The sequence below is a fragment of the Rheinheimera sp. genome, from assembly GCF_030824435.1.
Taxonomy (GTDB): domain Bacteria; phylum Pseudomonadota; class Gammaproteobacteria; order Enterobacterales; family Alteromonadaceae; genus Pararheinheimera.
In genome coordinates this window covers 1-19,625 of the sequence record NZ_JAVBXS010000100.1, presented here as the reverse complement: position 1 = coordinate 19,625, position 19,625 = coordinate 1, and the positions used below count along the sequence as shown (strand labels likewise).

16 protein-coding genes and 1 pseudogene are annotated in these 19,625 nt (G+C 48.1%); 13 read left to right on the top strand and 4 right to left on the bottom strand.

What is annotated here, in order from left to right:
* Window positions 1–59 precede the first annotated feature (59 nt).
* The 9 genes from RCH83_RS16500 (at window position 60) to RCH83_RS16460 (ending at window position 10,697) form a co-directional block, all read left to right on the top strand.
* Window positions 60–1,184 carry a bifunctional tRNA (adenosine(37)-C2)-methyltransferase TrmG/ribosomal RNA large subunit methyltransferase RlmN gene (locus tag RCH83_RS16500; protein WP_306523883.1) on the top strand — a complete coding sequence of 375 codons (1,125 nt, stop codon included), beginning with the start codon at window positions 60–62 and terminating at the stop codon, window positions 1,182–1,184.
* A gap of 25 nt (window positions 1,185–1,209) precedes the next feature.
* Entirely contained in the window at window positions 1,210–2,979 is a 1,770-nt protein-coding gene (gene pilW / locus RCH83_RS16495; protein ID WP_306523882.1) for a type IV pilus biogenesis/stability protein PilW, read from the top strand.
* Window positions 2,976–4,022 carry a cytoskeleton protein RodZ gene (gene rodZ, locus RCH83_RS16490; RefSeq protein ID WP_306523881.1) on the top strand — a complete coding sequence of 349 codons (1,047 nt, stop codon included), beginning with the start codon at window positions 2,976–2,978 and terminating at the stop codon, window positions 4,020–4,022. The genes pilW and rodZ overlap by 4 nt, the downstream gene beginning before the upstream one ends.
* A 1-nt stretch (window position 4,023) precedes the next feature.
* Window positions 4,024–5,136: a flavodoxin-dependent (E)-4-hydroxy-3-methylbut-2-enyl-diphosphate synthase gene (gene ispG / locus RCH83_RS16485; RefSeq protein WP_306523880.1), complete on the top strand. Its 1,113-nt coding sequence runs from the start codon at window positions 4,024–4,026 to the stop codon at window positions 5,134–5,136.
* A 68-nt stretch (window positions 5,137–5,204) separates the two neighbouring features.
* Window positions 5,205–6,485 carry a histidine--tRNA ligase gene (gene hisS, locus RCH83_RS16480; protein WP_306523879.1) on the top strand — a complete coding sequence of 427 codons (1,281 nt, stop codon included), beginning with the start codon at window positions 5,205–5,207 and terminating at the stop codon, window positions 6,483–6,485.
* 3 nt (window positions 6,486–6,488) lie between these two features.
* Window positions 6,489–7,127 carry a tetratricopeptide repeat protein gene (locus tag RCH83_RS16475; protein ID WP_306523878.1) on the top strand — a complete coding sequence of 213 codons (639 nt, stop codon included), beginning with the start codon at window positions 6,489–6,491 and terminating at the stop codon, window positions 7,125–7,127.
* 9 nt (window positions 7,128–7,136) lie between these two features.
* Window positions 7,137–8,333, top strand: coding sequence for an outer membrane protein assembly factor BamB (bamB, locus tag RCH83_RS16470; RefSeq protein WP_306523877.1), 1,197 nt, complete (start codon window positions 7,137–7,139; stop codon window positions 8,331–8,333).
* 197 nt (window positions 8,334–8,530) lie between these two features.
* Window positions 8,531–10,009 carry a ribosome biogenesis GTPase Der gene (gene der / locus RCH83_RS16465; RefSeq protein ID WP_306523876.1) on the top strand — a complete coding sequence of 493 codons (1,479 nt, stop codon included), beginning with the start codon at window positions 8,531–8,533 and terminating at the stop codon, window positions 10,007–10,009.
* Window positions 10,010–10,178: 169 nt separating this feature from the next.
* Window positions 10,179–10,697, top strand: a complete 519-nt coding sequence (locus RCH83_RS16460; protein ID WP_306523875.1) for a hypothetical protein — start codon at window positions 10,179–10,181, stop codon at window positions 10,695–10,697.
* A 41-nt stretch (window positions 10,698–10,738) separates the two neighbouring features.
* On the opposite strand, the gene xseA is transcribed toward RCH83_RS16460, so the two are convergent.
* A complete protein-coding gene (gene xseA / locus RCH83_RS16455) occupies window positions 10,739–12,079 on the bottom strand; it encodes an exodeoxyribonuclease VII large subunit (RefSeq protein WP_306523874.1) in 1,341 nt (446 codons plus the stop codon).
* Between the two features lie 145 nt (window positions 12,080–12,224).
* Here xseA and guaB point away from each other — a divergent pair, with 145 nt between their 5' ends.
* Together guaB and guaA are read left to right on the top strand one after the other, a co-directional pair.
* The gene (gene guaB, locus RCH83_RS16450; RefSeq protein ID WP_306523873.1) at window positions 12,225–13,694 is read left to right on the top strand and encodes an IMP dehydrogenase; all 1,470 of its coding nucleotides are present in this window, start codon (window positions 12,225–12,227) and stop codon (window positions 13,692–13,694) included.
* Between the two features lie 254 nt (window positions 13,695–13,948).
* Window positions 13,949–15,526: a glutamine-hydrolyzing GMP synthase gene (guaA, locus tag RCH83_RS16445; protein WP_306523872.1), complete on the top strand. Its 1,578-nt coding sequence runs from the start codon at window positions 13,949–13,951 to the stop codon at window positions 15,524–15,526.
* Window positions 15,527–15,614: 88 nt separating this feature from the next.
* Here guaA and RCH83_RS16440 read toward each other — a convergent pair whose 3' ends face one another.
* Window positions 15,615–15,833: a hypothetical protein gene (locus RCH83_RS16440; RefSeq protein WP_306523871.1), complete on the bottom strand. Its 219-nt coding sequence runs from the start codon at window positions 15,831–15,833 to the stop codon at window positions 15,615–15,617.
* Between the two features lie 186 nt (window positions 15,834–16,019).
* Here RCH83_RS16440 and tadA point away from each other — a divergent pair, with 186 nt between their 5' ends.
* Window positions 16,020–16,562, top strand: a complete 543-nt coding sequence (gene tadA / locus RCH83_RS16435; RefSeq protein WP_306523870.1) for a tRNA adenosine(34) deaminase TadA — start codon at window positions 16,020–16,022, stop codon at window positions 16,560–16,562.
* Window positions 16,563–16,571: 9 nt separating this feature from the next.
* Here the strand turns inward: tadA and RCH83_RS16430 are convergent, their stop codons facing one another.
* Together RCH83_RS16430 and mltF are read right to left on the bottom strand one after the other, a co-directional pair.
* Window positions 16,572–16,739: a hypothetical protein gene (locus RCH83_RS16430; protein WP_306523869.1), complete on the bottom strand. Its 168-nt coding sequence runs from the start codon at window positions 16,737–16,739 to the stop codon at window positions 16,572–16,574.
* A 103-nt stretch (window positions 16,740–16,842) separates the two neighbouring features.
* Entirely contained in the window at window positions 16,843–18,339 is a 1,497-nt protein-coding gene (gene mltF, locus RCH83_RS16425) for a membrane-bound lytic murein transglycosylase MltF (RefSeq protein WP_306523868.1), read from the bottom strand.
* 152 nt (window positions 18,340–18,491) lie between these two features.
* On the opposite strand from mltF, the pseudogene RCH83_RS16420 reads away from it, so the two are divergent.
* Window positions 18,492–19,625: pseudogene (locus RCH83_RS16420) on the top strand (phosphoribosylformylglycinamidine synthase); the annotation flags it as partial.

The following is a 19,625-nucleotide window of genomic DNA, read 5'->3' as shown; positions in this document are numbered from 1 at the left end:
TGATGGCACAGACAAAATCCAGCCGCAAGACCGCTAAGTTGCATCAGGAGTGACCATTAATGAGCGCAGTTGAAAACAAAATCAATCTGTTAGATTTAACCCGCGAGCAGATGAAAGAGTTTCTGGTGTCTCTGGGCGAAAAGCCGTTCCGGGCTGATCAACTGATGAAATGGATTTATCATTTCTGTATTGATGATTTTGACAAAATGACTAACATCAACAAAGACTTGCGTGAGAAACTAAAACGCAGTTGTGTGATTGAAGCGCCGGTAGTGGTTACGCGCCAGGACAGCGCCGATGGCACCATTAAGTTTGTGATGGGCCTCAAAGGTGGTCAGGAAGTCGAAACTGTCTGGATCCCGGAAAAAGACCGCCGTACTTTGTGTGTGTCTTCTCAGGTCGGTTGTGCGCTGGACTGTTCTTTTTGTTCAACGGCACAACAAGGTTTTAACCGTAACCTGAGTGTGTCAGAAATTATTGGTCAGGTCTGGCGGGTGAGCCAAATCATCGGCTCTTATGGCGATACCGACGTAAAACCTGTCACCAACGTGGTGATGATGGGCATGGGCGAACCTTTGCTGAATCTGAACAACGTGGTGCCGGCGATGGAGCTGATGCTGGAAGATTATGGTTTTGGTCTGTCCAAACGCCGCGTTACTTTAAGTACCTCTGGTGTGGTGCCGGCTTTGGATTTATTAAAAGATAAAATTGATGTGGCTCTGGCTATTTCGTTACATGCACCCAATAACGAGTTGCGCGACCAGCTGGTGCCGGTCAACAAAAAGTACCCGATGGAAGAATTTCTGGCCTCGGCAAAACGATATGTGCAAGATTCGAGAGCCAATGATAAAGTGACGGTTGAATATGTGATGCTTGAAGGCATCAATGACAGCATGGAACAGGCACATGAACTGGCAAAAGCGTTAAAAGACACGCCGTCAAAAATTAACCTGATTCCATTTAACCCTTATCCGGGGTCGCCATATAAAAGATCAAGCAATTCGCGTATCGACCGCTTTAATAAAGTGCTGCAGGAACACGGTTTTACCGTGATGGTGCGCAAAACAAGAGGTGATGATATCGATGCCGCTTGTGGACAGCTGGTTGGTGATGTGATTGACCGCACTAAACGTCTGGAGAAAAAACAGATGAAAGGTGAGGCGATTTCCGTAAAAATAGTGTGATAACAACAAGGATTAGTGCACCAAGATGCGAAAAATTTCGGTTGCTGGTTGTGTTTTCCTGCTGCTTTTAAGCGGCTGTGTGTCTGAATCTACCATTGTTGGCAATGACAGGCCGGGGCAACCCCGCACGGACATGAAAGAAGCCGCCCGCACCCGGATGTCGCTTGGTTTAAACTATTTGCAGCGTGGTGATAATACCCAGGCCAAATATAATCTGGAAAAAGCCAAACAACTGGCACCGGATCTGGCCGAAGTTGATAATGCACTGGCTTATTATTACGAGCAGGTCGGTGAGCTAAAACAAGCAGAAGAGTCCTATCGCGACGCGTTACGTAAAGACAGCAATAACGCCGACACTTACAACAATTTTGGTGCTTTTTTATGTCAGCACCAGAAATATCAGCAAGCTGAAGAATTATTATTGGCGGCAATTAAAAGACCAGGTTATATCCGGGTGGCCGACAGTTATGAAAACCTCGCTTTTTGTGCGCTCGAACAAAAAGATTATGTGAAATATCATCAGTACCTGAAACAGTCACTGCAACACAACAGCAACCGCAGCTCTGCTTTATACAATATGGCGGTGATGGAATATGCTATGGGTAATCTGGCGGAAGCCAAAAGATGGCAAAACCGCTTGCATCAGCTGGGACAGGTATCGGCTGAAGCCACCTTGTTGCGTTATATAGTGGCCTATTACAGTGGTGACGTTGCAGAACAACAAACCGCCGAAAAATTCCTGTTGTCGGTATACCCGGGCAGCTCAGAAGCTGCCATGTTGCTGGCCAGTGATTTTAGCCAGAGTAAACCTGAACAAATGCGCAAGGCGTATAAAAGTTCGATAGTGCAGGAAGCAGGCACAACCTCGCCGGCAGTAGCCAGCGCTGATAAACCTAAGATGAAAATTATCAAACGCAAGTCGGCCACTACTGCCAAAGCGGCCGTCACGCCTATGGTGGCTGCAGCCTTGCCCGCTGATGAAGTGAAGGTGGTTGCAACTGAAGCACAGACCTCAGTCAGCCCGGCCGTCGATAGTGCTGTAACTGACCAGGTGTTATCAGACGACACAACTGCAGAGTTCAGCAAAGCCGCCGAAATACAGCAACCAGCAACTGTTGCAGTGGATACTGCCCAAATAACAGCGGTGCCGCCGGCAACTACTACAAATCTTGAAGAGCCCGTTGAAGCAGCGCAGGAACAGACGTCGTCTGTTGCTGCTGAAGAATTGGCTGCGCTGCAGGCGCCTGAGCCTATGCCGGCAGAAACTGTCACCACTGTGGTTGAAAACACTACGACAGCGATACAGCATGACACAACGCATAGCGTCCCCCCGGCAAACGACACCAGCAGCACTGCGGTTGTAGCTGACACGACTGACACAAATAGCACAATCACCGAAACCGGCAGTACTGTGACTGAAACAGCTGCAGAAGATGTCAGCAGCCATCAGGTAGCCGCCGGGGAAACTCTTTATAGTATTGCCAGTCGTTACCGTTTATCGGTGTCCGAGTTACAGGCCATCAATAATTTGAGTAACGCTGCGCTGATAAAAACCGGTCAGATACTGAAGTTAACCGCAGATGCCGCAGTAAAAGCGCCGGATGCCGGCAACACTGAGGTTGCAGAGATTCCAGCGACCTATCAGGTGAAAGATGGCGAGTCGATGTTTAGCATTTCTTATAAATACAACATCAAACTTGATACCTTATTAAAATGGAACAACATGACGGTGGATCAGCCACTGTCGATCGGTCAAACGATTAATCTTCGGGATCCTGCCACACCGTCATTATGAGTACTCAAGCGCAATCACAAGCCGGCGGAGTCGGCGCCCTGTTAAAACAAAGCCGCGAGCAACGCGGCCTGACGACTGCCGAAGTTGCCAGTCAGTTGCGGCTGAAAGTCAGTCTGATTGAACAGATTGAAGCAGAACAATGGGATCCGGCCGTTTCCGCTACCTTTATCCGCGGTTATTTGCGGGCTTATGCCAAATTGATGAAACTGCCTGAACAGGAAATTCTGGCCAATTTTGAATTGCAAGCCGCTTACCTGCGAAACCAGGCCAAACCTATGCACAGCTTTTCTAACAAAGCCAGCCTGGACGCCGTTGATAACAGATTTATGCTGGCCAGTTATATGCTGATAGTGCTGTTAATTGGTTTATTTTTGATTTGGTTCTGGCAAACCCATCTGCTTGATTCTGAGCCTGTGACTGCCTTGCCTGATATGTCGGTGGTGACAGTGACAGATCCACAGGCGGTGCCTGCAGAGAACGACCAGCAGCCGGCCGGCGTAGCTGAAAATACAGTTGCCGCCGCTACTGAACAGTCCCAGAGCCAGAATTCGGACGACACCAGTGTGGCTGGTGAAACCGCTGTGCTTAGTGCTGAGACTCAACAAGCGCCAGTGGCAGAAGCTCCACAACTTAACCAGGTGCAACCAGAGTCGTTGCAACAATCCGCTGCACCTTTGCCGGAACAGCCAAGCCCGGCCACTGCAGCACCAGTCACTGCCACAACGGACAGCACTGCTGCAAATATTACCACGCCTGTGACAACAGAGCAGCCGGCCACTGATGCCGCAGCTGTTGATGCTCAGCTGTTAACTTTGCAATTTAGTGCTGAATGTTGGCTGGAAGTGACAGACGCTACAGGAAAACGATTGGCTTATGGCACCCGCCAGGCTGGTCAGAGTGAACGTTTAACCGGTACTGCGCCCTTTAAAGTGCTGCTTGGTAATGCAGCAGCGGCCAGAGTGCAATTGAATGATGTTGCTGTTGATTTGTCTGGTTATGCTGCCGGACGGGTCGCACGTTTAACCTTAGGTGGACAGCCTTAATATGTTTGCAGAAAGTCCTATTATCCGCCGCAAATCAAAACAAATTCGTGTTGGCAATGTGCTGATTGGCGGAGATGCACCTATAGCGGTGCAGTCGATGACCAACACCAGAACCACAGATGTGGATGCAACAGTTGCACAAATTCAGGCCATTGCCAAAGCAGGCGCTGATTTAGTAAGGGTGTCAGTGCCCACTATGGAAGCGGCCGAAGCTTTTAAACTGATTAAACAACAATCGCCTATTCCGCTGGTGGCAGATATTCATTTTGATTACCGTATTGCGCTGAAAGTGGCGGAATATGGGGTCGATTGCCTGCGCATTAACCCGGGTAATATCGGCCGTGAAGACCGCATCCGTGCTGTGGTTGAATCAGCACGTGACCACAATATTCCTATCCGTATTGGTGTCAACGGCGGTTCGCTGGAAGCTGATATTCAGGAAAAATACGGTGAGCCAACGCCCGAAGCGCTGGTGGAATCTGCGATGCGTCATGTCGAAATTTTAGACCGGCTGAATTTTGATAATTTTAAAGTCAGTGTCAAAGCGTCCGATGTGTTTTTAGCAGTAGGTGCTTATCGTTTACTGGCCAAACAAATTGAACAACCTTTGCATCTGGGTATTACCGAAGCAGGTGGCGCCCGTGCCGGTGCCGTCAAATCTGCCATAGGTTTAGGCATGTTATTGGCCGAAGGTATTGGCGACACTTTACGTATTTCGCTGGCGGCTGACCCTGTTGAAGAAGTGAAAGTTGCTTTTGATATTTTAAAATCTCTGCGCATCCGCTCCCGTGGTATTAACTTCATCGCTTGCCCAAGTTGTTCACGGCAGGAATTTGACGTGATTAAAACCATGAATGAGCTGGAGCAGCGTTTGGAAGATATCATCGACCCTCTGACTGTCTCTGTGATAGGGTGCGTGGTGAATGGCCCGGGTGAAGCACTCATTTCCGATTTAGGCGTGGCTGGCGCCAACCGTAAAAGTGGTTTTTACCTCAAAGGGGAAAGACAAAAACTACGCATCGATAACGACAGTGTGGCCGAGCAGCTGGAACAACAAATCCGCGCTTATCTGGCGCAGCAAAAGCAGCTGATTGATATCAAAGCTGTTGAATAAACGATTGTTGAATTTGAACAAAGTGTTGCCCTCAGCAGTGGGTAGCACACGCATAATCAGGGTTTAAAGTGTCTAAAGATATTCAAGCGATTCGCGGCATGAACGATTGCCTGCCGCAGGATACGCCGGTTTGGCAGTATCTGGAACAAATGATCAGAAGTACCGTCAGCAGCTACGGTTATGACGAAATTCGTTTTCCTATAGTCGAAATGACTGAACTTTTTAAACGTTCTATCGGTGAAGTCACTGATATCGTTGAAAAAGAAATGTATAGCTTCGAAGATCGCAATGGCGACAGCCTCACTTTGCGCCCGGAAGGCACAGCCTGTTGTGTGCGCGCCGGTAATCAGCATGGCCTGCTCTACAATCAGGAACAAAGATTGTGGTATATGGGCCCGATGTTCCGTCACGAAAGACCACAAAAAGGCCGTTACCGTCAGTTCCATCAATTTGGTCTGGAAGCCTTTGGTATGCAGGGCCCGGATATTGACGCTGAAGTTATTATTCTGACAGCCCGTTTATGGCAGCAGCTGGGGCTGGCGCCTTATGTCAAGCTGGAGCTGAACTCACTGGGCTCCAATGCTGCCCGTGCAGCTTACCGCGACAAGCTGGTGGCTTATCTGGAACAGCATCAGGAACTGCTGGATGAAGACAGCCAGCGCCGCTTGCACAGCAATCCACTGCGGGTACTGGATAGCAAAAACCCGGCCATGGCAGAGATGTTATCAAAAGCACCACAGTTACTTGATCATCTGGATGAAGAATCTGCGGCTCACCTCGAAGGTTTAACACAACGTTTAACAGCTGCTGGCATTAGTTTTGAGATTAATCCACGGCTGGTGCGTGGTCTTGATTATTACAACAGAACAGTGTTCGAGTGGGTCACCACCAATCTAGGTTCACAAGGTACTGTCTGCGCCGGTGGCCGTTATGACGGTCTGGTGGAACAACTGGGCGGTAAAGCCACCCCTGCTGTTGGTTTTGCCATGGGCATGGAGCGGCTGGTGTTGTTGCTGCAAAGTCTGGACTTAGTGCCGGCTGTCAGTAACAATGCAGACCTTTATTTAATGCCACTTGGCGAAGCGGCGGAACTTGCCGCAGTTTCAGTTGCCGAACAGCTTCGCAACGCCTTACCGGGCAAGCGTATTGTGATGCACTGCGGTGGCGGCAACCTGAAAAAACAATTAAAGCGGGCTGATAAGTCCGGTGCAGCTGTGGGTTTGTTATTGGGTGACGAAGAACTGGCCACAGGTCAGGTGACCTTAAAATGGCTCAGAGCTGATAAACCACAACAAACAGTCGCAATAACTGAGCTGGCCACAGTGCTGAATGCAGTCGTAACGGAGTGATGGATGGAAATTTACAACACCGAAGAACAACAGGTTGAAGCGATTAAACGTTTCTGGAAAAACAACGGTACCTCTATTCTGGCTGGTATCGCTATTGGTCTGGCTGGCCTGTATGGTTTTCGTTATTACCAGGCGCAACAACTAGGCGCAATTGAAGCTCAGTCTGGCCAATATGCCGCCTTAGTTGAGCAGGTCAGTGCTGAAGGTGCTGATAAAGCGACCTGGCTGGTTGAAACGCAAAAATTTATTGATGCCAACAAGAGCAGTAGCTATAGCGTACTTGCTGCTTTGCTTGCCGCCAAAGAAGCTGCTTTTTTGAAAGACTACGCCGCAGCAGAAAAACAACTGGCCTTTGTGATTGCCAGCAGTAAAGCACCTGAGGTGATTGCATTGGCAACTTTGCGTCAGGCACGGCTGCAATTAGAACAAGCCAACTACGAAGCCGCATTAAAAACACTGGAAGCAAAATTGCCTGAAAGTTTTGTGGCACAACAGCAAGAACTGAAAGGTGATGTGCTGCTGAAATCAGGTGACGAAAGCAAAGCCAAAGCGGCCTATCAGGCTGCGTTAACTGCTTCTGAAGCGGGTAAAAATCCGCTGTTACAAGTTAAATTAAATGAACTGGCCCACGTCGCCGGTTAAGAGGTTGCTGTGAAGTTATCGGTAAGAACCTGGGCACCAGTATTGTTGGTGCTGGCGTTGGCTGGCTGTTCCTCTAAAGATGAAGAAGAGTTAGTCCTGCCGGAAATCAGTAACAAAGTAGAACCAGAAGAAGTCTGGAGCAGTGCAGTGGGTGATGGTATTGACCATTACGATTCACGGTTAAAGCCTGCCATTTTTGATAACAAAGTGTATGCCGCCAGCCGTGATGGCATGGTATCAGCTTTTGATCTGGCCTCTGGCGACACGCTCTGGTCTATTGATTTGCGCGACGGTGACGATGCGCCGTTATTTGGTGGTATCAGCCACTGGTGGAACGGCCGTTCTGCCAAAATTGGTGGTGGCGTCGCCGTTGGTTTTGACAAAGTGTTTGTCGGTACTGAAGACGGTCAGGTGTTGGCGCTGAACCCGCAAACCGGCGAAAAAGTCTGGTCAGTGAATATCAAAGGTGAAGTGTTGTCAGCACCTGTTGCAGGTGAAGGTTTATTGCTGGTGAATACCGGTGGTGGCCGTATTTTTGCGTTGCAACCTGACACTGGCGAACAACGCTGGATGCACGAAACCGAAAACGCTATTTTAACCTTGCGTGGCATCAGCCAGGTGTCGGCACAAAGTGGTGGTGTCATTTACGGCAGTGGCAACGGTAAAGTTGGCGCCCTGATTGCAGACAAAGGGGTACCAGCCTGGGAAGAGCCTATTACTGTGGCCAAAGGCGCCACTGATTTAGCCCGTATCATCGATGTGGACGCGACACCTATAGTGGACAATGGTACAATTTACGCCATTGCTTATAACGGTCAGCTGGTGGCGATGGAATTACGCAGTGGCCGCACTTTGTGGAAGCGTGAATATGCCAGTTTCCGCGATATGGTTTTAGAGGATAATGTTCTTTATCTGGTTGATTCTGTAGGTAAATTGTATGCAGTGGATGCCCGCACCGGTTTGGAAACCTGGGCTCAGCTGACGTTGCATAAACATTTTGTCACTGCCCCTGCTGTGTATAAAAATTATCTGGTGGTAGGTGACAACGAAGGCAACCTGCATTGGTTTAACAAAAGCAGTGGTGAATATCTGGCGCGGCATGAGTTTGACAGTTCAGGCTTTTATGCTGAAGCTGTTACCACCAGCGAGCATTTATTGTTGCAAAGTCGCAATGGTGAAATCACCTTGCTGAATGTGCCTGAATAACCGCAAAAAATATGTTTTGCAGAAACAGGCCTGCTTGCAGGCCTGTTTTTTTGTTGTAAAAGACCCGTTATAAAACACCCGTAGTTTTACTGATGGCAGCACTAAAGCTGTATCAGGCAGCATGCTGCTGCACTTTACCCCAAAGGGTAAAAATCCAGCTACCTGTATCAGGTAGCCCTGAGTATTGAGGAATTTACATGTTACCGGTAGTCGCCCTGGTTGGCCGTCCTAATGTCGGCAAATCTACATTATTTAACCGTCTCACCCGCACCCGCGATGCTTTAGTGGCGGATTTTCCGGGGTTGACGCGGGATCGTAAATACGGCTCTGTCGATTACGAAGGCCTGGAATTTATTGTGGTGGATACCGGTGGTATCGACGGCAGTGAAGAAGGTATTGAGCTGGAAATGGCCGAACAATCACTGCGCGCCATCGACGAAGCCGACATTGTGCTGTTTATGGTCGATGCCCGTACCGGTGTCAACGGTGCCGATAGCGCTATTGCCAATCACATTCGCAAAATCAATAAAACAGTGTTTTTGGTGGCCAATAAAACCGATGGTTTAGACGCCGACACTGCAATTGCTGATTTTTACAGCCTGGGTATTGGTGAAGTGTACCCAATAGCAGCAGCGCATGGCCGTGGTGTCACCAACTTACTGCAACGTGCTTTAGTGCCTTTGTTGTCTGAACAACAAGCAGCCCGTTTAGCTGCTTTTGAAGCAGGGGAAGAACTGGAACCTGTGGATGAAGAAGCAGAAAAACTGGCGCGTGATTTACATATTAAATTGGCCATCGTTGGCCGGCCTAATGTGGGCAAATCCACCTTAACCAACCGTATTCTCGGTGAAGAGCGGGTCATTGTTTATGATATGCCAGGCACCACCCGTGACTCTATTTATATTCCGATGGAGCGGGGCGAGCGTAAATACACCCTGATTGACACTGCCGGTGTACGTCGTCGTGGCAAAATTGATGACGTTGTTGAGAAGTTCTCAGTGGTGAAAACGCTGCAAGCCATTGAAGATGCCAACGTGGTGATTTTAGTGCTGGATGCACAACAGGGTATTTCTGATCAGGATTTAAGCATTTTAGGTTTTGTGCTGAACGCCGGTCGTTCTCTGGTTATTGCTGTGAATAAATGGGACGGCTTAAACGATAGCATCAAAGATGAAGTCAAACGTGAACTTGACCGTCGTTTAGGTTTTATCGACTTTGCCCGTTTGCATTTTATTTCTGCTTTGCATGGCTCTGGTGTCGGTAATTTGTTTGAATCGGTAGAAGAAGCTTTTGATTCTGCCACCCGCCGTGTCAGCACCGCGCTTTTGACCAAAATAATGACCATGGCGCAGGAAGATCACCAGCCGCCATTGGTGAAAGGCCGTCGGGTCAAGCTGAAATACGCTCACGCCGGTGGTTATAACCCACCGCTGATTGTTATTCACGGTAACCAGGTCGAAGATTTACCGGATTCGTACAAACGTTATCTGATGAACTACTTCCGTAAGTCGTTGCAGATGATGGGCACACCGGTGCGGGTGGAATTCCGTGGTGGTGATAACCCATTTGCCGAGCGTCGTAATACCTTAACGCCAAACCAGCAATATAAACGTGAACGTATTTTAAAAGCGCGGGCAAATCTGGCGAATAAAAAGAAACCTGGTCAGCCTGGTTAACAGGCGGCTGGAAAGTAAAAAACCGCCTGCTGGCGGTTTTTTGTTTTGTCGTCTTTCTTCTCAAACAAAGGCTGAACAAAAGCACAACACTTCAACAGCAGCAAAAGTGATTGATCAGGCTGTACTTTGTGCTGATGTTGGAAATAACCGGATGTAACAGGTAAGCAAAATGACGACAGCTAATCATTCTACATCAACCGAACCTTTGACCTGCGAGCCGGCAACTCCTCAGCTTCTGCTGCAAAGTGCGCCTTTTCAGCTTGCCAGACAACTCACTCCGGCTTTAAGCGGTTTGCAATTTGGTATTGGCGGCAGTTTATTGCTAATGGAACTTGGTTTATTAACCAAAGCCCGGGATCTGGATTTAGTCTGCAGCCTCAAAGATTTCTCTTTGATAGCAGCTGCGCTAGGCCATGTGCTGACCCCCATTGAAGTGGCCCCACACCCGGAATACCAAAGTGAAGCTTTTGCCCGTTTTGTCGCGACGGATGGCACTGAAGTGGATTTAATGGCGGGCATCAGAGTAAAACAACATCAGCAGCAGTGTTGGCAGTTCAGGCCAGAACAAGTTGAATGGCGCCATCAACTGCCCTGGATGACAGCGTTAGACTGGCTGGAACTGTACCAGCTGTTTAACAGATCAGAGCGGGTGTTATTGCTGCAAACTTTTCTGCAGCAACGGAAATAAGCGCAGCGCTAATGTTGCCGGCTTTTTTATACTTGTTGCTGTTATTGTTGTGGCTTGACTGCGCTAATTTGCGCTTGAACCTCACCATCCGCCAGTTTCATCTGCACTAAATCACCTTGTTGCAGCTGGGATACAGATTTCACCACAGTGTTGTTTGCATCAAACACAATACTATAACCCCGTTGTAAGGTGGCTAGCGGGCTGACGGTATGCAGCTCGCGGCTAAGTGCCTGCCAGCTTTGTTGTTTTTTCGCCAGCTGCTGGCTAAAGCCACGTTCTAAACGCTGCTGTAACTGTTGCAGTTTAAGTTGCTGCCGTTTGAGTTGTTGCTCCGGCGACAATAACCACAAAGCTTTTTGTTGCAGCTGAAGCTGTTGCTGGCTTTGCTGTAATTTATGTAACACCGACTGCTGCAAGCGGATTTGCAATTCATCCAACCGTTGTTGTTGCTGTTGCAAACGTCTGGCCGGGTGTAATAACTGCAATTTACTGTGCTGATGTAAAAACTGCTGGGCTTTTTGTCCGAGCTTTTGCCTGATGCTTTGGCTAAGACGCTGTTTTAATTGCAATAAAGTAGCAAGCTGATGTTGTTGATCCGGTGATACCAGTTCAGCCGCTGCCGAAGGGGTGGCAGCACGTAAATCTGCCACAAAATCGCTGATGGAAAAATCAATTTCATGGCCAACAGCGCTGACAATAGCAATGGGGCAATGGGCAATAGTACGGGCCAGCGTTTCGTCGTTAAAACACCACATATCTTCTAATGAACCACCCCCACGGCCGATGATTAAAACATCACATTCATTGCGGCGGATGGCATGATTCAGCGCAGCAGTTAAATCGCTGGCAGCCTGAGCACCTTGCACCAAAGAGGGGTAAATAACAATTTCAATACCTGGCGCACGGCGTTTTAACACCGTCAGAATATCGCGGATAGCAGCGCCTGTTGGTGAGGTGATCACACCAATTTTTTGGGCGTTTAGCGGCAATGGTTTTTTCCGCTCAGGTGCAAATAAACCTTCGGCGGCCAATTTGGCTTTCAGTTGTTCATATTGTTGTCGTAATAATCCGTCACCGGCCGGTTCAATAAAATCGGCCAATAACTGATATTCACCACGGGGTTCGTACACGCTGATGCGGGCACGCACCATCACTTGCTGGCCATTGCGTGGGGTAAAAGTGGCGTTGCGGTTGGTGGTTTTAAACATCGCAACTTTGACCTGAGCCGCTTGATCTTTCAGTGAAAAATACCAGTGACCTGAGCTGGCAGCGACAAAATTTGACACTTCACCGACCAGCCATAACTGACGGAATTGCAGCTCTAAGGTGAGGCGAACTTCGGAGTTTAACCGGGAAACTGTGTAGATATCGGCTTGTTGCATAGCTGGGGTTCTGGCAAAGCGCTTTAACGAAAACTTTTGCTAATCTACCACAAAAGTAAAAAATGCGTTGTGACACTCAGTAAAAGCGACTAAAATAGCGCCGCAACATTCCCCGTTATTTAACTCACACAGAGAGATTGTTGCAATGCTCAGGATAGTGAAAGAAGCGCTCACATTTGACGACGTGTTACTTGTACCAGCGCACTCCACAGTGTTACCCCATACCGCAGATCTGCGGACTCAACTGACCAGCAAAATCACTCTGAATATCCCGATGGTGTCTGCCTCGATGGATACAGTGACCGAAGCACGCCTGGCTATTGCCTTAGCGCAGGAAGGTGGTCTTGGTTTTATCCACAAAAATATGACCATCGAAGAGCAGGCCGCCAACGTTCGTAAAGTGAAAAAATACGAAAGTGGTGTAGTGTCTGACCCTGTGACTGTACGTCCTGAACAAACAGTACGTGATGTGCAGCAGCTGTCACAACAACATGGTTTTTCAGGCTTTCCGGTGGTCGACGCCGACAATAACTTAGTGGGTATTGTGACCGGCCGCGATTTAAACGTTGAAAGCAATCCACAAGCCCCAATTTCTTCTGTAATGACTCCACGCGAGCGTCTGGTGACAGTACACGAAGATTCACCACGCCCTGACGCCCTGGCTTTAATGCATAAACACCGTATTGAAAAAGTATTAGTGGTTGATAATGCATTTAAACTCAAAGGTTTAATTACAGTTCGCGATTATTACAAAGCGGCAAGCAAACCAAACGCCTGTAAAGATGAATTTGGCCGTTTACGTGTTGGTGCTGCTGTGGGTGTAGGCCCGGGCACTGACGAACGTATTGCAGCTTTGGTAGAAGCCGGTGTGGATATTCTGCTAATTGACACCTCTCATGGCCATTCGCAAGGTGTGATTGACCGCGTGAAACAAACCCGCGCTGCTTACCCTGATTTGCAAATTGTTGCCGGTAACGTGGCTACTGCCGAAGGCGCCAAAGCGCTGGCAGAAGCCGGTGCTAACGCAGTAAAAGTTGGTATTGGCCCAGGTTCTATCTGTACCACCCGTATTGTCACAGGTTGTGGTGTGCCACAAATTACCGCAATTGCCGATGCTGCTGAAGGCGTGAAAGGCCTGGACGTTTGTATTATTGCCGACGGTGGTATCCGTTTTTCCGGTGACGTTTCCAAAGCTTTAGTGGCTGGCGCGCATTGTGTGATGGTCGGTTCTATGTTTGCCGGTACTGAAGAAGCACCGGGTGAAGTAGAACTGTATCAGGGCCGTTATTACAAATCTTACCGTGGTATGGGCTCTCTGGGCGCCATGGCACAACGTAATGGTTCTTCTGACCGTTATTTCCAGGGCAGCAACAACGCTGAAAAACTGGTCCCTGAAGGTATCGAAGGCCGGGTGGCTTACAAAGGTCCAATCGAAAACATTATTCACCAGCAAATGGGCGGTCTACGTTCATCTATGGGTTTAACCGGTTGTGAAACTATTGAAGTGCTGCGCACTAAACCAGTATTTGTCAAAGTGACCTCTGCTGGTATGGGTGAATCGCACGTTCATGACGTTCAAATTACCAAAGAAGCGCCAAACTACCGTATTGGCTAATGATATCCCCTAAATCATTGATGATGCGGGTAGGCGGCAATTGAACGGTTCTGGAACGCCAGTCCGACCCATGAGCGTAGTGAGTTATGCGATAGGGCGGCTGGTTTCCCAGTGAGTGAAAGCAGCCCCCGCGGCTTCAGGGATGATGGGGATAAAGCGCTGGCAGCTATGCTGGTGTGGTTTTTATCGCTGGTGCGTGCCAGCGTGGTTTTTCCGGCCAGTGTTAACTGGCCAGCTACCGACACAAGGTTGATATGAGCAAAAATATCCATTTCCACCGTATTCTGATCCTCGACTTCGGTTCGCAATATACCCAGTTAATCGCGCGTCGTGTCCGCGAAATTGGCGTTTATTGTGAACTCTGGGCCTGGGATGTCACAGCTGAACAAATCGCTGAATTTAACCCGACCGGTATTATTTTATCTGGCGGCCCTGAGAGTGTGACCGAAGCCGGTTCACCGCGTGCGCCGCAGTATGTGTTTGAAGCCAATGTGCCGGTATTAGGCGTTTGTTATGGCATGCAAACCATGGCCGAGCAGTTAGGTGGTAAAGTTGCCAGCTCTGACAAACGTGAATTTGGTTATGCGCAGGTAGAAATTATTGCCAATAACCCGATGTTTGCCGGCATTGAAGATCACGTGAATGACAAAGGCCACGGTTTATTGGACGTCTGGATGAGCCACGGCGATAAAGTTGTTGAAATTCCAGCTGGTTTTGTTACCACTGCCCAAACGCCAACTTGCCCGCATGCCGCTATGGCCAATGAAACCAAGCAATTCTACGGTGTACAGTTCCACCCTGAAGTGACCCATACCCGTCAGGGTTTGCGCATGCTGGAACAGTTTGTTGTTGATATCTGCGGTTGTGAAAAACTCTGGACCCCAGCCACCATCATTGATGACGCTATTGCCAACATCAAAAAACAAGTGGGTGACGATCAGGTCATTTTAGGCCTGTCCGGTGGTGTTGACTCTTCGGTAGTGGCCATGCTGCTGCACCGCGCTATCGGCAAAAACCTGACCTGTGTTTTTGTTGATAACGGTTTATTGCGTTTAAACGAAGGCCAGCAAGTGATGGATATGTTTGGTGACCATTTTGGTCTGAACATTATTCATGTCAAAGCTGAAGATCGTTTCCTGAATGCTTTGGCGTCAGAAGCAGAACCAGAAGCCAAACGTAAAATCATTGGTCGTGTTTTTGTGGAAGTATTTGATGAAGAAGCGAAAAAATTAACCAATGCCAAATGGTTAGCCCAGGGCACGATTTATCCGGATGTGATTGAATCTGCTGCTTCTAAAACCGGCAAAGCCCATGTGATTAAATCACACCATAACGTTGGTGGCCTGCCTGCGGAAATGAAGATGGGTCTGGTTGAGCCGCTGCGTGAGCTGTTTAAAGACGAAGTGCGTAAAGTAGGTCTGGCACTGGGTTTACCATACGACATGCTGTACCGCCACCCCTTCCCTGGCCCTGGTTTAGGGGTTCGGGTGCTGGGTGAAGTGAAAAAAGAATATTGTGATTTATTGCGTAAAGCCGATGCGATTTTTATTGAAGAATTGCATAAATCCGGTTGGTACGAGCAAGTCAGCCAGGCATTTACTGTATTCCTGCCGGTAAAATCAGTGGGTGTGATGGGTGATGGTCGTAAATACGATTGGGTGGTTTCTCTGCGTGCAGTACAAACCGTCGACTTTATGACTGCGCACTGGGCACACCTGCCATACGAGCTGCTGGGTCATGTGTCGAACCGCATCATCAATGAAGTAAACGGCATTTCCCGTGTGGTTTACGACGTTTCCGGTAAACCACCAGCGACCATTGAGTGGGAATAAAGCCGGTATTGGCGGCTATTGCCATCATCTGCGTAAAAACGTAAAAGGAGCCTTCAGGCTCCTTTTGTTTTTTGCTCTTGCGCTTGGCTCAAAGCTGGCTAATTTGTTGTTTCAGGTTATAAGATTTGTCGGTCACTATGGCTTCCAGCGTTGCAACCCGCTGTTTTAAATCTGCAATTTCTTGCTGTAATGCTTCACTGCCGGCGCCGGCATTTTGTAACTTCACTTTCGTTTTATTACGTTGTTCATAAAATGCATAGGCAAAAGCCAGAACTACTGCGACAAAACCAATATCAAATACACCCATGATGTTTCCCTTCTTGTTGAAATGATTTGAAGAATAGCAATTGTTATACCAAAGTTATAACTCAATGAAAACAATGTGTTGCAAAAGCTGGTGTCTGAGCTCTTTGGCAACTTCACCAGAAAATAGGCAATTTTGCAGTGGCTGATGGTAAAATTTTTAACTCTGTTGTTTTCTCTGAGAGTTGTGATGACTGACATAAATAAGCCGGTGACTACTGTGCTGCAGCAAAATGATGAACACTGGATGCATTATGCGCTGGCGCTTGCCGACAAAGCAGAGCAGGCCGGTGAAATTCCGGTAGGGGCCGTGCTGGTAAAAGACAATCAGGTGGTTGGCGAAGGCTGGAATATGTCGATTTGTCAGCACGATCCATCCGCTCACGCTGAAATGCTGGCGATACGCCAGGCTGCAAATCAGATAAAAAACTACCGGCTGCTGGATACCACTTTGTATGTCACGCTGGAGCCTTGTGCTATGTGTGCCGGACTTTTGGTGCATAGCAGAGTCAAACGGCTGGTATTTGGTGCTTTGGATGCCAAAACTGGGGCTGCAGGCTCTGTGACAGATTTAGTGCGCCATCCGGCGCTGAATCATCAGCTGGAAGTGACTTCTGGCGTACTGGCACAGTTATGTGCAGATAAACTTTCCAGTTTTTTCAGACGCCGGCGGCAAGAGCAGAAGGCTGCAAAAGCTTTAGTTCAGGCTGAGCGTCAGGAAAAACAGCGGTAACACAAAATTTCAGCACGCAGCTTCGTTTTGTTGTTCGGTGTGCAGGATAGTCTGGAAATTACGTTGTCTGCGATGCAGTTTCATCACAGCCACATTACGTTTAATACGACGACGTACTGCGCCAACATCCATAATGCGGCGTTTTCTTAACATTTTGGGTCTTTTACGTTTGAGCATTCAGCACTCCAGCTCCGGTATGACAGCCCGCCACTATAAACAGCGTTGCATTTTATCTCAAGCTGGCTTGATGGCTAACAGTGCAGATACAGTTTTTGTTTGGTTAATTTTTGCTGCCAGGGCCTGATTTATCAGTCTGGTTGCCGGTTTTGGCTGGTTTTTTATGGTCTTTCACCACAGGTTTATTGGCAGCAGCTTCAAGCTGTTCGCTATATTCTTCCGCAAGCTTCTGTTTTTGTTGCTGAACTTTGAGCTCGGCCTGTTTTTTCTCATCCACCCACAGCAGGGTATCAAAATAACGGCGGATATTTTCCACATAATAAACAGCGTGATCGCCCCTGGCGTAACCGGTACGGGTCTGGCTGTAATATTTGCGTTGGCGTAATAATGACAAACGTTGTTTTACTTCTGCCCATTTATCAGGGTCGGCACCATCTTTTTCAGTCAGCATGCGGGCGCTTTCCACGTGGTTATAACCAATATTGTAGCCAGCCAAAGCAAACCAAAGCCGGTCCGGCATTTGAACCCTCTCCGGTATACGGTCGATTAACTTTTGCAGGTATTTACTGCCGCCTCTGATACTTTGCGCTGCATCAACCCGGCTGGTGACTTTCATTAAATTGGCGGTGTTCACTGTTAACATCATCATGCCCACTACACCTTGTGGGCTGCGTGCTTTGGGGTCCCAACGTGATTCCTGATAAGCAATTGCGGCCAGCAAACGCCAGTCTAAATTGCCGGAATGTTGTTCAAATAAAGCACGGTAACGCGGCAGGGTTTTATCAATAGCTTCAATATAATCCAGCGTATCGGCGTAGTTAAAACGCCTGACATGGCCAAAATATTTATCTTCTAAACTTAATAACTCAGCGCCTTCGTAACTGCGGCCAAAAAACTCCACCAGCACACTCATTAAAGAGTCGTCATTATTTTTGGCCAATAACCAGGCCACCGGTTGCTGACTTTTTAACACCATGGCCGTGCCAAGGTTGGGATAAAAACGTTGATTAATGGCCAATAAATGCGAGTCGGCGACAGTGTATTGAATTTTGCCGTCTGCCACTTGTTGTAATAACTCAGTGGCGTCATCGGTTTCATTTAACTGAATGGCAAGCTCAGGCAGCTCTTTTTGTTTATGCAGCAAAGTTTCGGCCTGACTTGAGCCTTTTAACACCACCACAGGGGCGGCAAGTTCATCCAGTGATTTGGGCTTTTTGTCACTTTGACGAAATACCAGTACTTCGTCACTCCATTGATAGGCCGGCGCCAAACGGTATTGCTGACGCAGACTTTCTGAAACAGTGGAGCCGGATGCAATCACATCAACCTGACCGGTACGCAGTTTTTCCAATAATTCTTCTAAATGAAAGCTGGGAACCAAATCTAATTTCACCCCCAGTTTGTCGGCCAGGGCCACCGCCAGTTCATACTCATAACCTGTGGCGCCATCGGCGGTGACATAATAACTGGTAGGGCCGTTTAAGATGCCCACTCTAATGCTATCGCGTTGATAAATCTGATGTAAATGCATAGGCTCTGGCGCTGGCGTACAAGCAGCCAGACTCAGAATCAGCACTATCAACAGCAGTTTCCAACGCATTATTTTTTGCCTTCACCAAATTTGAGCCGCCAGTTATATCAAAAATCCGCCTTGTCGTCAGTTTTTACTCATACCCTTTGTGTTGGTTCTTCTATATAATGCAGCGCCTGATTTGAGGTTCCATCGACGTTCAACCCACGGGAAAAAAGCCTATGTTGATCCTGCGTGGTGCACCAGCACTGTCCGAGTTCAGAATTCAAAAGTTCATCGATCAATGCGCCAAAGCGGCGTTACCTGTCACTGCAATTTATGCCGAGTTTGTCCATTTTGCTGATGTTGTAGGCGAATTAACCGCCCAGCAGCAGACAGTTCTGGATAAATTACTGACTTACGGACCCACCATCACCAGCCATCAACCAACAGGATTTTTGCTGTTGGTGACGCCAAGACCAGGCACTATTTCGCCATGGTCGTCCAAAGCCACTGACATTGCTCATAACTGTGGTTTAAACCAAATCAACAGGTTAGAACGTGGCCTGGCTTATTATGTAGATACCAGCCGCGCTTTAACGGCGGATGAACATAAACAGCTGGCGGCGTTATTACATGACCGTATGATGGAATCGGTATTTACTGAACTGGATCAGGCGCAAGCTTTGTTCCGTAAAGCTGAACCTGCCCAATTATCATCAGTCAATATTTTAACCGGTGGCCGTGAAGCTTTGGTTGAAGCCAATATCCGCTTAGGTCTGGCTTTAGCTGAAGATGAAATTGATTATCTGGTCAGCAACTTCAAAACTTTGGGTCGTAACCCAAACGACATCGAACTTTATATGTTCGCGCAGGCCAACTCTGAGCATTGCCGTCACAAAATTTTTAACGCCGACTGGACCATTGACGGCGTAGAGCAGCCTAAGTCGCTGTTTAAAATGATTAAAAACACTTTTGAAAAAACACCGGATTATGTGTTGTCTGCTTACAAAGACAATGCTGCCGTGATGGAAGGTTCAAAAGCCGGCCGGTTTTTCCCAAAACCAGACTCCCAAGAATACCAATATCACCATGAAGACATTCATGTGCTGATGAAAGTAGAAACCCACAACCACCCAACAGCCATTTCGCCATTCCCTGGCGCTGCCACTGGCTCTGGTGGTGAAATTCGTGACGAAGGCGCAACAGGTGTTGGTTCTAAACCAAAAGCGGGTTTGGTTGGTTTTTCAGTATCGAACTTACGGATTCCGGGTTTTGAACAGCCGTGGGAAACCGATTTTGGCAAACCAGACCGTATTGTGAATGCGCTGGATATTATGATTGAAGGCCCGCTGGGTGGCGCTGCTTTTAACAAC